Annotated in this window: 10 protein-coding genes; 9 read left to right on the top strand and 1 reads right to left on the bottom strand. The window is 59.1% G+C overall.

Features of this window, described 5'->3' with window-relative positions; all coding sequences use genetic code 11:
• The first annotated feature begins 119 nt into the window (after positions 1-119).
• Positions 120-2594 carry a UvrD-helicase domain-containing protein gene (locus tag AB4N73_RS09165; RefSeq protein ID WP_460143304.1) on the top strand — a complete coding sequence of 825 codons (2475 nt, stop codon included), beginning with the start codon at positions 120-122 and terminating at the stop codon, positions 2592-2594.
• A 50-nt stretch (positions 2595-2644) separates the two neighbouring features.
• Here the strand turns inward: AB4N73_RS09165 and AB4N73_RS09160 are convergent, their stop codons facing one another.
• The gene (locus AB4N73_RS09160) at positions 2645-2917 is read right to left on the bottom strand and encodes a DUF1652 domain-containing protein (protein WP_041480416.1); all 273 of its coding nucleotides are present in this window, start codon (positions 2915-2917) and stop codon (positions 2645-2647) included.
• A 264-nt stretch (positions 2918-3181) separates the two neighbouring features.
• Here AB4N73_RS09160 and AB4N73_RS09155 point away from each other — a divergent pair, with 264 nt between their 5' ends.
• The 8 genes from AB4N73_RS09155 (at position 3182) to AB4N73_RS09120 (ending at position 12683) form a co-directional block, all read left to right on the top strand.
• Positions 3182-3994 carry a helix-turn-helix domain-containing protein gene (locus AB4N73_RS09155; protein ID WP_460143303.1) on the top strand — a complete coding sequence of 271 codons (813 nt, stop codon included), beginning with the start codon at positions 3182-3184 and terminating at the stop codon, positions 3992-3994.
• 52 nt (positions 3995-4046) lie between these two features.
• On the top strand, positions 4047-5453 hold the full coding sequence (locus AB4N73_RS09150; protein WP_460143302.1) for an NAD(P)/FAD-dependent oxidoreductase: 1407 nt from the start codon (positions 4047-4049) through the stop codon (positions 5451-5453).
• A gap of 31 nt (positions 5454-5484) precedes the next feature.
• Positions 5485-5829 carry a cupin domain-containing protein gene (locus AB4N73_RS09145; RefSeq protein ID WP_056789830.1) on the top strand — a complete coding sequence of 115 codons (345 nt, stop codon included), beginning with the start codon at positions 5485-5487 and terminating at the stop codon, positions 5827-5829.
• Positions 5830-5883: 54 nt separating this feature from the next.
• Positions 5884-6969: a polyamine ABC transporter substrate-binding protein gene (locus AB4N73_RS09140; protein WP_150740902.1), complete on the top strand. Its 1086-nt coding sequence runs from the start codon at positions 5884-5886 to the stop codon at positions 6967-6969.
• Between the two features lie 456 nt (positions 6970-7425).
• A complete protein-coding gene (locus AB4N73_RS09135; RefSeq protein WP_460143301.1) occupies positions 7426-8871 on the top strand; it encodes a serralysin family metalloprotease in 1446 nt (481 codons plus the stop codon).
• 91 nt (positions 8872-8962) lie between these two features.
• A complete protein-coding gene (locus AB4N73_RS09130) occupies positions 8963-9385 on the top strand; it encodes an AprI/Inh family metalloprotease inhibitor (protein ID WP_159894617.1) in 423 nt (140 codons plus the stop codon).
• A gap of 179 nt (positions 9386-9564) precedes the next feature.
• Positions 9565-11337: a type I secretion system permease/ATPase gene (locus tag AB4N73_RS09125; RefSeq protein WP_460143300.1), complete on the top strand. Its 1773-nt coding sequence runs from the start codon at positions 9565-9567 to the stop codon at positions 11335-11337.
• Positions 11334-12683, top strand: coding sequence for an HlyD family type I secretion periplasmic adaptor subunit (locus tag AB4N73_RS09120; RefSeq protein ID WP_460143299.1), 1350 nt, complete (start codon positions 11334-11336; stop codon positions 12681-12683). Before AB4N73_RS09125 ends, AB4N73_RS09120 begins: the two co-directional genes overlap by 4 nt.

Genomic DNA, 12683 nt, shown 5'->3' with positions numbered 1-12683 from the left:
CGTCTTATCCGACTTTCAATTCGTCGCCTAAACCGATGACCTGTAAGCATTTCGCTAGAACTCATCAGCAAATCCAGACACCATAGCCGCCACAGCCTCACACCCTGGAGTCCGTCAGCGTGGCGCAACACACCCCCGATCTTCCCCCTGAACTTCGTCCACTGGCCGAGATGCCCTGGTTCAAGCGTCTGGCCGCGCGATTCTTTGGTCACGGTCTGACCAAGCTGCGCGCCCAACACCGGGCATCGTGGCTGCACGGGCAAGCTGACGGATTTCGCAGCGGGCACACCGCCGGCGTCGAATATGGTTTCAAGGAGGGCAAGCTTGAGGGTCTGGAGGAAGGCCGCCAGGTTCTGCTGATTCGCGACAGCCGCAACACCGAGCATCGGCCGCCCAGCGTCGATAACCACCTGTTCGATGACTGGCGCCTGCCGCTCACCGCCGAATTGAAAAAACGCATCAAGGCTGACGTCGCTCGTTTGCTCCCGGCCCATGCCCAGCCCAGCGCCGCGCAATGGAAAATGATCTTCAGCGATACGCCGTCCACCTCGGTGGTCGCCGGTGCGGGCGCCGGCAAGTCGACCACATTGGTGCTGCGCATACTGTTGCTCAGCCATTATCTGGGTTTTGAGCTGGATTCGATGACTGTGGTGACCTTCACCCGTGAATCGCGCAAGGACTTCATCAACAAGCTCATCGAAATATTCACGCTGTGGGGTCAGCCGTTGAACCTCAAGCAGGCGCGCGAACTGGTGCGAACCTTCCACTCGCGCATCCTGCCGATGGTCCGCAGCCTGCCGGGTTTCGAGCGCTTGCAGGCCTTCGAAAACCTCAGCGATCGCCCGCAAAGTGGCGCAGAGGAGGTCGACAGCAATCCGTTTGACCTGCGGATCAACGACGCGCAGCGGCAGCAACTGAACGCTTGTTATCACCGGCTGTTCAACGACGATGAGCGTTTCCGCCAGTTGATCCAGCCGCTGTCCCGCGCGGGTTTGCAATTAAAGGAACTGGAACGGGACCACCCCGATGTGCAGAAACGCATGGCGGTCACCGAACTGGCGGCCAAGCGCGATGAAGAACTCTGCGATGTGATTGAAGATTTATGGTTTCGTGCAGGAGCGTGGCCCATTAAAGGCATCGAGCCGAATCGGCAGGCCTTCGAAATCAATGGCTCGAAGTTCCACGCTCATGGCTATATTCCCAGCCTCGATGCCTGGGTGGTGCTCGGCTTTGATCCCAGGGAAAACGCCCAGCTAACCCGACCCAACGCCAAGCTGAGTGTCCGCGCAGAATGGGCGGTCAAGCGCACCTTGTTTCAAGCTTTCTGCCGTAAGCCATTGATATGGGTGGATAGTTACGAGTCATCCAGGCGCGTTCTTGCGACGTTGGCCGGAGATGCCAGTGCCGGTCCCGGCTTTGATTACAAGGTCAAGGGCGAGCTGGCATCCGCGCCATTGCTGGACTGTTTTGTCGCCGCAGCGGGCTTCATCGAAAACCTCGGCCTGGATGTGCCGGACGCGGTCAGCCGGATGAGCTTCGCCAAGGACGATCCTGATCGTTTTTTCTTTGAGGCGCTGAGCCTGTTCTGGCGCGCATTTGAAGATCACCTGCTGGATCAGAAACCGCCAGTGATGACCTACAACCGCATGTTCGCGTTGTTCAGCGAACACACGCCGGAAAACCTCAAGCTGCTCAGCGATGAGTTGCTGCGGCCGATGGCGCATTTGATGATCGACGAATTCCAGGACGTATCGCCGCAGATCGTTTCGTGGATTCGTGCCAGCCTCAATGAAATCCGCAGCCGTGGCCCGGCCATGCACGTTGGGCGAGGGGCGCAGCGGTCGTCGCTATTGTGCGTCGGTGATGACTGGCAGTCGATTTACGGCTGGCGCGGCAGTTCTCCGAGTTACTTCATGGAGTTCAACAAGGAGTTTCCGTCGCCAAGCACCACGAGAGTGATGCTTAGTGACAACTATCGCAGCCATCAGCACATCATCGACGCCGCCGAACACATTGTCCGTGCAGCGCCGGCGATCGCAGGCAAGAAGGCCAAGGCCAGTGGTGAGCCCAAGCCGCTTCACCCGGTAAACGTGCTTGAACGGGATGATGAAGCATTGGGGCAGCGCCTGGCCGAGCATTACCGGCGGGGAGATTCAATCCTGATGCTTTATCGAAAAAGCAGCGATAAGTTATTGATTGAGCAGCATATTCAGCCTGTACTTAATGTGGATTCGAGCTTCCCCTATGAGGCGCGGCGGCTGAAACAGCTGACCTATCACAGCGCCAAAGGCTTGCAGGCTGATGCAGTATTTCTGCTGGGTGATTGCCAGCATCTGACCAGTTCTCCGTACAAGAACCAGGTGTATCGCATGGCGGGATTGGGCAAAAGTGGCGATAGCGAGCCGTACGACAATGCGCAAAAAGACGAAATCCTGCGCCTTGCCTACGTTGGTATCACGCGCGCCGTCAGCCATTGCTACTGGTACGTCGAACCGCAGGAAACCCAAGCGGTAAACATGCCGAGGGCATCGGATCGAGTTGCCAAGGGCAAGCCGTTCTTCGTCGATCATCGAACCGAGAAGGCCAGCGCCTGATCAATAAAAAAGCCCGCATCGCTGCGGGCTTTTTGTTTTAAATCAGGCGGTTATGCGTAGTTCTTGAGAGATTCCGGAGGAGTGAAAGCTTCCAGCTCATCTTCGATGGCCTCGATGATGCGCTCGACGTCCGCCGCGTTCATCACCGTTGCGCAGGGAATGCCAGCGATGGCGATCATGGTTTCGCCGCTGGCACGATCAAACAGACGGGCGATCAGGCTGCCCGGCGCATCCATCGTCGCCTCGAAACCCATGGGATGAAAATGCCAGCGCATCAGCTGGCAAGCGTTTGGAAAGGTGACTTTGCTGAACCCTTTATTCATGGTGTTGCCCGCCTGCTTCATCGAGCGCTTCCTTTTGCTCATGTTAGGTGGGAAGAGCCTTCATTGGCTCAACCAGTGCTTGAGCTTTAAAAGTAGCATCCGTGTGTGAAAAACTGTGAGTTTTTTCAGTCCGTTTAGCGATTGATTCGCATTTTTTGATGTAAGTCACTGGCTCATCGATTATCGCCAAAACGCCACCATGGATTTTTCATTGAAGCGGCAGACGAAGTTGGGCAAGCTCGGTTCTTTTTCGCCGAGCCGCTTATGCACGCCGATGACGACGGCCCAGAACAGACCCAGGCCACGGCCGCCACGGTCATGCGCTATCACCTGAGCTGGAAACACCGGGATCTGGACAGCGTCATGGCGCTTTATCACGCCGATATCCAGTACAGCGATTTCTTTCAGAACCGTGTACTCGGTCTTAATGAGTTGCGCGACTACGTGCGCGTGAGCATGCCGCGAGAATCCGACGAACTGCTCGAGCATTGCGACCGCATTCGGGTGGATGGCAATACCGCGTTCATTCAGTACGAAGTGACCTTGCGTGGCGGCGATGGTTTGGTGTCGTTCCGTTCCAGCGAAGCGATCACGGTCAAGGACGGCCTGATATGGCGCGTCAATGAATACGCCTCGCTGGTGCGTACCCAAACCGACGGCAGTTCGGCACCGAGCCGTCCGGCGGTCAGTCGTCTCGGTCTGTCACCGCGCCAACTGAGCTTCATGGCCGAAGACCTGCAGCAGTATTTCGAGAAGCAGCAGCCTTATCTGGACCCTGAGCTTGACCTGCAAAGGGTGGCGAAGGAGTGCGGGTACAGCCGCAATCAGATTTCCTATCTGCTCAATCAGGTACTCGGGCAAAGCTTTTATCGCTACGTCAACCAGGCGCGCCTGCAGCATTTGCTGCGTGCACTGGACAGCGCCGCACCGCCATTGCGCGTCGACGAGTTGGCGTTTGCCGCCGGTTTCAATTCGCTGTCGGCGTTTTACAAATGCTTTCGCGATCACACCGGCCAGTCGCCCAAGGCCTACGCCAAACAAATTTCTCTGCGGGCACGCGCGCAAGACATCCACTGAAGGCAGCCACTAGGATCGACGCCATCGAAGGTTTTCAGTGGCGGAGTCTGGCATGTCGGCGTGGCGCACGATCAGTTTGTGGATGGATCAGCTCGATGAGCCGCTGCTGGCGCGCCCTGCGTTGGAGCGGGATCTGGATGTCGACGTGGCGATCATCGGCGCCGGTTACACCGGACTGTGGACGGCGTACTACCTGAAAAAACAGGCGCCCGGCCTGGATATCGCCATCATCGAGGCGCAAACCGCCGGGTTCGGTGCGTCCGGACGCAATGGCGGCTGGCTGATGGGGAATTTGCTGGGCGAGGATCGCTTGCTCGCAGGCTTATCGCCGCAGCAACGGCGGGCGTCGTTTGATCTGCTGCACAGCATTCCTGATGAAGTAGAGATCGTCGTTGAACGCGAAGGCATCGACTGCGATTACCGCAAGGGCGGGGTGCTTTATTGTGCTGCGCGCTACCCAGAGCAGGAAACCGTTCTGCGCGATTACCTGAGCAAGCTGCATGCCCAAGGTCTGACTGACGACGATTACCGCTGGCTGAGTCCCGAGCAACTGGCTCAGCAGATCCGCGTAGCCAAGCCCTACGGCGGCATCTTCGCTCCCCATGTCGCGACCATTCACCCGGCGAAACTGGTCCGTGGCCTGGCGCGGACCGTGCAGCAGATGGGCGTGAAAATCTACGAAAACAGCGCGGTTACCCACTGGCAAACTGGCAGTTTGCGCACCGCCAAGGCCAGCGTGCGCAGCCGTTGGATCGTCCCGGCCGTAGAAGGCTATTCGGTGACGTTGCCGCCGCTGGGCCGTTATCAGTTGCCGGTGCAAAGTCTGATTGTCGCCACCGAGCCGCTGTCCGCCGCGACCTGGGACGAAATCGGCCTGAATCGTGGGCAAGCCTTCAGTGAGTTCAGCCGTCAAGTCACCTATGGCCAGCGCAGTGCCGACAACCGCCTGATTTTCGGCGCCCGTGGCGGCTATCAGTTCGCCGGCAAGCTGCGCCATGACTTCAACCTCACTCGCGATGAAGTCGAGTTGCGCCGCTATCTGTTCGGCGAACTGTTCCCGCAGCTGAAAAATGTGCAGATCACCCACGCCTGGGGCGGCAACCTCGGCATGTCGCGGCATTTCAAGCCGCACATGCTCTGCGACCGCGCCAACGGCATCGCGCTATCGGGCGGTTATGGCGGGGAGGGCGTCGGTGCCAGCAATCTCGGCGGCCGGACGCTGGCCGATTTGATTCTTGAGCGCGACAGCGAGCTGACCCAACAACCGTGGGTCCTGCCCGACGGTGGCATTCATGCGCTGCGTGCCTGGGAACCGGAGCCATGCCGTTGGCTCGGTTACAACGCGATCATCAAAAGTTTCGTGCATGAAGACCAGACGCTGGCCAATCCGGCGACCGCGCCCTGGCGGCGCAAGCTCGCCAGCCAAGTCGCCGGGTTCATGGAAGGTTTCATGCACTGAACGTCGTTTCCCTCAACAAACAGGTCACGCCATGAGCATCACCCAATTCAAGAACACCGCCGGGCTCGAACTCGAGGAGTCCAACCCGGTCGCCGTGCCCCTCGGCGAACCTGTCGCAATTGCCTCGACCACCAGCGTCGAGCGCGACGACGGTGTCGAAACCGGCGTCTGGGAATGCACCCCGGGCCGCTGGCGGCGGCAGATCACCGCGCAGGAGTTCTGCCATTTCATTTCCGGGCGCTGCACCTTCACCCCCGACGGTGGCGGCGAAACCCTGCACATACAAGGCGGCGACGCACTGATGTTGCCAGCCAACACGCTCGGGATCTGGGATATCCAGGAAACCGTGCGCAAGAGCTACGTGCTGATTTTCTGATTGTTCGATCCTTTGATTGCCTGCCAACAAAAAAGCCCATACAGGAATCGCCCCATGATCCAGAAAACCCTCGCATTGGCGCCGCTGCTGCTGGCCGCTTCCGTCAGTCACGCGGCCGAGACGGTCAAGGTCTACAACTGGTCCGACTACATCGCCCCGGACACCACGAAGAATTTCCAGAAAGACACGGGCATCGGCGTCACCTACGACGTCTACGACAGCAACGAAACCCTCGACGGCAAATTGATGACCGGCAAATCCGGTTACGACGTGGTGTTCCCGTCGAACCACTTCATGGCGCGGCAGATTCAGGGTGGGGCGCTGAAGAAACTCGACAAGAGTCAGTTGCCGAACTGGAAGAACCTCAACCCGGCACTGCTCAAAGCCTTGCAGACCAACGACCCGAACAACGAGCACGGTTTCCCTTATCTGTGGGGCAGCACCGGCATCGGCTACAACATCGCCAAGGTCAAAGCGGTGCTGGGCGACGACGCGCCGGTGGATTCCTGGGATCTGATCTTCAAACCCGAATACATGGAAAAACTGCAAAAGTGCGGCGTGGCGATCCTCGACAACGGCCCGGAACTGCTCCCGGCGGCACTTAACTACCTCGGCCTGCCGCACCACAGCAAGAATCCCGAAGACTACAAAAAAGCCGAAGCTTTGCTGATGAAAGTGCGGCCCTACGTCAGCTACTTCCATTCCTCGAAGTACACCAGTGACCTGGCCAACGGCGACATCTGCGTAGCAGTCGGCTTTTCCGGCGACATCCTGCAAGCGGAGAACCGCGCCAAGGAGGCCAAGAACGGCGTCGAGATCGGTTATGCGATTCCCAAGGAAGGCGCGGCCATCTGGTTCGACATGGTCGCCATGCCCGCCGACGCACCGGACGAAAAGGCCGGCTACGCCTTCATGAACTACCTGCTGCGCCCCGATGTCATGGCCGGCATCACCAACTACGTGCACTACGCCAATGGCAACGAACAGGCGGACACGCTCATCGATCCGGCGATCAAGAACGACACCAAGGTTTACCCGAGCGCGGAAATGATGGGCAAGCTGTTCGCGCTGGAAGCGATGCCGCTGAATATCGACCGGATCCGGACGCGGGTTTGGAACAAGATTCGTACCGGTAGCTGAACCTCCGTCCTCTGTAGGAGCTGACGAGTGTAACGAGGCTGCGATCTCTTGATCTTGATCTTCAAAAGGTCAAAGTCAAAAGATCGCAGCCTCGTTGCACTCGTCAGCTCCTACAGTCCGAATGACGTCGTAGAGTTGATATCAAATCACTGGCACCATTGGCCGAAAGTGTGACTTGCCCAACAAATCCAAACTTACCGATATTTAATATTTAAATAGAAAATCGTCAGACAATTTGCGCCCTCGCTACAACTAAAAACAATCTTTCCTCCCCGCACGCTTTGTTTACGGCAGTTTCCTGATACCACCAAATTGGATCGCAAAAAAATCCTTTACGACAGATTTCCAATTGTGTCAGGTTCGTTACGCCTTCATTGGGCGAGTGATAGGACGATCTCGCCAAAGATCATCCTGTCGGACAAAAACTGTTCCATTGCTAAACAAGGAAGTGTGTTTATGTCGAAAGTTAAAACCAATGCTGTTGATTCCGCCGAACAGGCTTTCCAGCTGGCTGCCTTCAGCTCGGCGTACAACCAGATCAATAGCTTCAGCCATCAGTATGACCGTGGCGGCAACCTCACGGTCAATGGCAAACCCTCGTACTCCGTCGACCAGGCGGCTACGCAATTGCTGCGTGACGGCGCTGCCTACCAGGACAAGGACAGCAGCGGCAAGATCGAACTCACCTATACGTTCCTGACCTCGGCCTCGAACAGCACGATGAACAAGCACGGGATCACCGGGTTCAGTCAGTTCAGCGCGCAGCAACAGGCGCAGGCCAAGCTCGCCATGCAGTCCTGGGCCGATGTGGCCAATGTCACTTTCACCGAGAAAGCCTCGGGCGGCGACGGGCACATGACCTTCGGTAATTACAGCGGTGGCCAGGATGGCGCTGCAGCGTTTGCCTATTTGCCGGGTACCGGCGCCGGTTATGACGGGACTTCGTGGTACTTGATCAACAGCGGTTACACGCAGAACAAGAACCCGGATCTGAACAACTACGGTCGTCAGACCCTGACCCACGAAATCGGCCATACCCTGGGCCTTGCTCACCCTGGCGACTACAACGCCGGCAACGGCAACCCGACCTACAACGACGCGACCTACGGCCAGGACACCCGTGGCTACAGCGTCATGAGTTACTGGAGCGAGAGCAACACCAACCAGAACTTCAGCAAGGGCGGCGTCGAAGCCTATTCGTCCGGCCCGCTGATGGACGACATCGCAGCCATCCAGAAACTCTACGGCGCCAACACCACCACCCGCACCGGCGACACCACCTACGGCTTCAACTCCAATACCGGCCGCGATTTCCTCAGCGCGTCGTCGTCGAGCGACAAAGTGGTGTTCTCGGTCTGGGATGCCGGCGGCAAGGACACCCTGGATTTCTCCGGTTTCACCCAGAACCAGAAGATCAACCTCAACAGCGCTTCGTTCTCCGACGTTGGCGGCATGGTCGGTAACGTGTCGATCGCCAAGGGCGCGGTCATCGAGAACGCGATTGGCGGTTCCGGCAGCGATCTGTTGATCGGCAACAGCGTGGCCAACGAGCTGAAGGGCGGTGCCGGCAACGACATCCTGTACGGCGCTGGCGGTGCCGACAAGCTGTGGGGGGGCGCCGGTTCGGACACTTTCGTGTTCGCCGCCAGCTCGGACTCCAAGCCAGGTGCGATCGATCAGATCCTCGATTTCGTCAGCGGTCTGGACAAAATCGACCTGACCGGCATCACCAACGGTGCGGGCCTGCACTTCGTCAACAGCTTCACCGGTTCGGCCGGCGACGCAGTGTTGACCTCGTCGGGCGGCAATAGCCTGTTGTCGGTGGATTTCTCCGGGCATGGCGTGGCTGACTTCATCGTCAGCACCGTGGGCCAGGCTGCGACCAGCGACATCGTGGCGTGATGTGAAAGGAAAGCGGCGCCTCGTGCGTCGCTTTCTTCGCTTGCATCGGCCTGATCCCCGAGCAAGGCTACGAGCGGAAGTGAAATTTCCTATGACTCGATACGTTTTAACTGACACGACGATGGCATGGCTGATGGCAGTCACGCTGATGATGACCGGAGCGACAAGCATGGCAAGCAGCCTCAGACTCGAAGAACCCTCGGCATTCGCCGGGCGCTGGCAGGCCACATTGACCGGTCACAACGACACACCCGAAACGCGGTCGTTGCAAGACAAACCGTCGAACACATGCGTTGTCGATCTTGCGCCAGACAAGACCTTGGGCGAGGGCGCCGATTGTCTGGGCGCGTGGTTGAGCGAAGCCCCGATTGGTTGGTTTCCAGAACCCGATGGCATTGCCATCACTGGCAAGGATGGTTCGAAAATCGCCTTTTTCAGCCGCCGGGGGGATGGCTCTTACACAAGCAGGTTGAGTTCGCAATTGCTTATCTTGCTCGAACGCGTCGGGCACTAAGCGGTGGCTGGGTAGTTGCGCGAAGTTGATGTACTGCGATAACTGAGCGTTATAACCGCGAAGCCGATCAACTTGTTATGAAATTGTAAGCACTACTTGCAAATGATCTTTGGCAGGTACGCGAAATATCAATGGAATGCTCGTCCGCACCGACGAGACTATGAACTCAGGAAGAATCAATGAAGATGGCGAAGTCTCCGGCCGCTCCGTTAATCAAGGCATTGGGCGACTATAAAAGCATTCTGATCAGCGTCGGTTGTTTCACTGCGTTGATCAACGTGCTGATGCTGGTGCCGTCGATCTACATGCTGCAAGTTTACGATCGGGTGCTGTCGTCACAGAACGAAACCACTCTGGCGATGCTGTCGTTGATGGTGGTCGGGTTCTTCGCCTTCATCGGCCTGCTGGAAGTGATCCGCAGCTTTATCGTCATCCGCATCGGCAGCCAATTGGAGCGGCGCTTCAATCTGCGCGTCTATCAGGCCGCGTTCGAGCGCAACCTGTTCAAGGGTGAGGGTAACGCCGGGCAGTCGCTGGGCGACCTGACCCACATCCGCCAGTTCGTCACCGGACCGGCGCTGTTCGCCTTCTTCGATGCGCCGTGGTTCCCGGTCTATCTGTTTGTCATTTACCTGTTCAACGTCTGGCTCGGCGTGCTGGCCACGGCAGGCGCGTTGCTGCTGATCGCACTGGCGTGCCTCAACGAATACATGACCAAAAAACCGTTGGGCGAAGCCGCCGGCTTTTCCCAGCAGTCCAGTCAGTTGGCTACCAGCCACTTACACAACGCCGAAACCATTCAGGCGATGGGCATGCTCGGCTCGCTGCGCAAGCGCTGGTTCGGGGTGCATTCGCGCTTCCTCGGCTTGCAGAACCAGGCCAGCGACACCGGCGCGGTGATCAGTTCGCTGAGCAAGACCCTGCGCCTGTGCCTGCAATCGTTGGTGCTGGGCCTGGGCGCGTTGCTGGTGATCAAGGGCGACATGACTGCGGGGATGATGATCGCCGGTTCGATCCTGATGGGTCGCGTACTGAGCCCGATCGATCAGTTGATCGCCGTTTGGAAGCAGTGGAGCGGGGCGAAGCTGGCTTACCGGCGCCTTGATGCGCTGTTGCAGGCGTTTCCGCCTAGCGACGAGGCGATGGCACTGCCGGCACCGAAAGGCCAGATCAGCTTCGAGCAAGTCAGCGCCGGCCCGCCGGGGCAGCGTGCGGCCACTTTGCACATGGTCAATTTCACGCTGGGCGCTGGCGAAGTGCTCGGCGTGCTCGGCGCTTCAGGCTCGGGCAAGTCGACGCTGGCTCGAGTGCTGGTCGGCGTGTGGCCGGTTCTGGGCGGCACGGTGCGCCTCGACGGCGCCGATATTCACCGCTGGAACCGCGACCAGCTTGGTCCCTACATCGGTTACCTGCCGCAAGACATCGAGTTGTTCAGCGGCAGCATCGCCGAGAACATCGCGCGCTTCAGCGAAGCCGACCCGCAAAAAGTCGTCACCGCCGCGCAACAGGCAGGCGTTCACGAGATGATCCTGCGCCTGCCGCAGGGCTACGACACGCAACTGGGCGAGGACGGCAGCGGCTTGTCCGGTGGCCAGAAGCAACGCGTGGCCCTGGCCCGCGCGCTGTATGGCACGCCGAGTCTGGTGGTGCTCGATGAACCCAATTCCAACCTCGACACCGTCGGCGAAGCCGCACTGGCCAGCGCCATCGCGCAACTCAAGGCGCAAGGCACCACGGTGATTCTGGTCACGCACCGTTCTTCGGTGCTGGCTCAGGCTGACAAATTGCTCGTGCTCAACGATGGCCGTTTGCAGGCGTTCGGCCCGAGTCAGGATGTGCTCAAGGCACTGTCAGGTCAGCACGAACAGCAACGCGAAAAAGCTGCACAAGCACCGGGCGGGCTCAGCATGAGCCGGCAGTATCAGCCCTCGACAAGGAATTCGGGAGTATGAGCAGCGCCAGCGTGAACACTGAAAACGAAGCGAACATGGAACACGCCTACCTCAACGAGCGCCCGGAGCGCGATGCGAAATTCTTCGCGCGCATGGGCTGGATTCTGGCCATCGTCGGCGCTGGCAGTTTCTTCACCTGGGCGGCACTGGCGCCGCTGGATCAGGGCATTCCGGTGCAGGGCACGGTGGTGGTCTCGGGCAAGCGCAAGGCCGTGCAGTCGATGAGCAGCGGCGTGGTCAGCCGGATTCTGGTGCGCGAAGGCGAGATCGTGAAGCAGGGCCAGCCGTTGTTCCGCCTTGATCAGACGCAAGTGGCTGCCGATGTGCAATCGCTGCAGGCGCAGTACCGCATGGCTTGGGCCAGCCTCGCGCGTTGGCAAGCCGAGCGCGACAACCTCAAGCAAGTGACCTTTCCGGCCGAGCTGAGCAACGACCCGGACCCGCGCCTGGCGCTGGTGCTGGAAGGCCAGCGGCAACTGTTCAGCAGCCGCCGCGAAGCGTTCTCCCGGGAGCAAGCGGCACTGCGCGCCAACATCGAAGGCGCCACCGCACAACTGGCCGGCATGCGCCGCGCGCGCAGCGACCTCAATGCTCAGGCCAGTTCCTTGCAGCAACAGTTGAGCAACTTGCAACCGCTGGCCGACAACGGCTACATCCCGCGCAACCGCTTGATGGACTACCAGCGGCAACTGTCGCAAGTGCAGCAGCAACTGGCGGAAAACACCGGCGAAAGCGGGCGCGTGGAGCAGGGCATCCTTGAATCGCGCCTGAAGTTGCAGCAGCACGGCGAGGAATACCAGAAGGAAGTGCGTACGCAACTGGCCGATGCGCAGTTGAAAAGCGTAACCCTGTCCGAGCAATTGACCTCCGCCGGTTTCGACCTGCAACACAGCGAGATCCTCGCCACCGCCGATGGCGTGGCAGTCAACCTCGGCGTGCACACCGAAGGCGCTGTGGTGCGTCAGGGCGAAACCCTGCTGGAGATCGTTCCGCAAGGCACCACCTTGGAAGTGGAAGGGCACTTGCCGATCAACCTGATCGACAAGGTCGGTACGCATTTGCCGGTGGACATCCTGTTTACCGCGTTCAACCAGAGCAAAACCCCGCGCGTGCCCGGCGAAGTCAGCCTGATCTCCGCCGACCAGATGGTCGATGAGAAAACCGGCGTGCCGTATTACGTGTTGCGCAGCAGCGTCAGCGATCAGGCCATGGAAAAGCTCAACGGCCTGGTGATCAAGCCCGGTATGCCGGCGGAAATGTTCGTGCGCACCGGTGAGCGTTCACTCCTCAACTATTTGTTCAAACCGCTGCTCGATCGCGCCGGTTCTGCGTTGACCGAGGAATAA

The organism is Pseudomonas sp. S3_B08 (genome assembly GCF_054667725.1).
The sequence above is the reverse complement of the archived record's forward strand: the minus strand, read 5'-3'. Positions and strand labels throughout refer to the sequence as shown.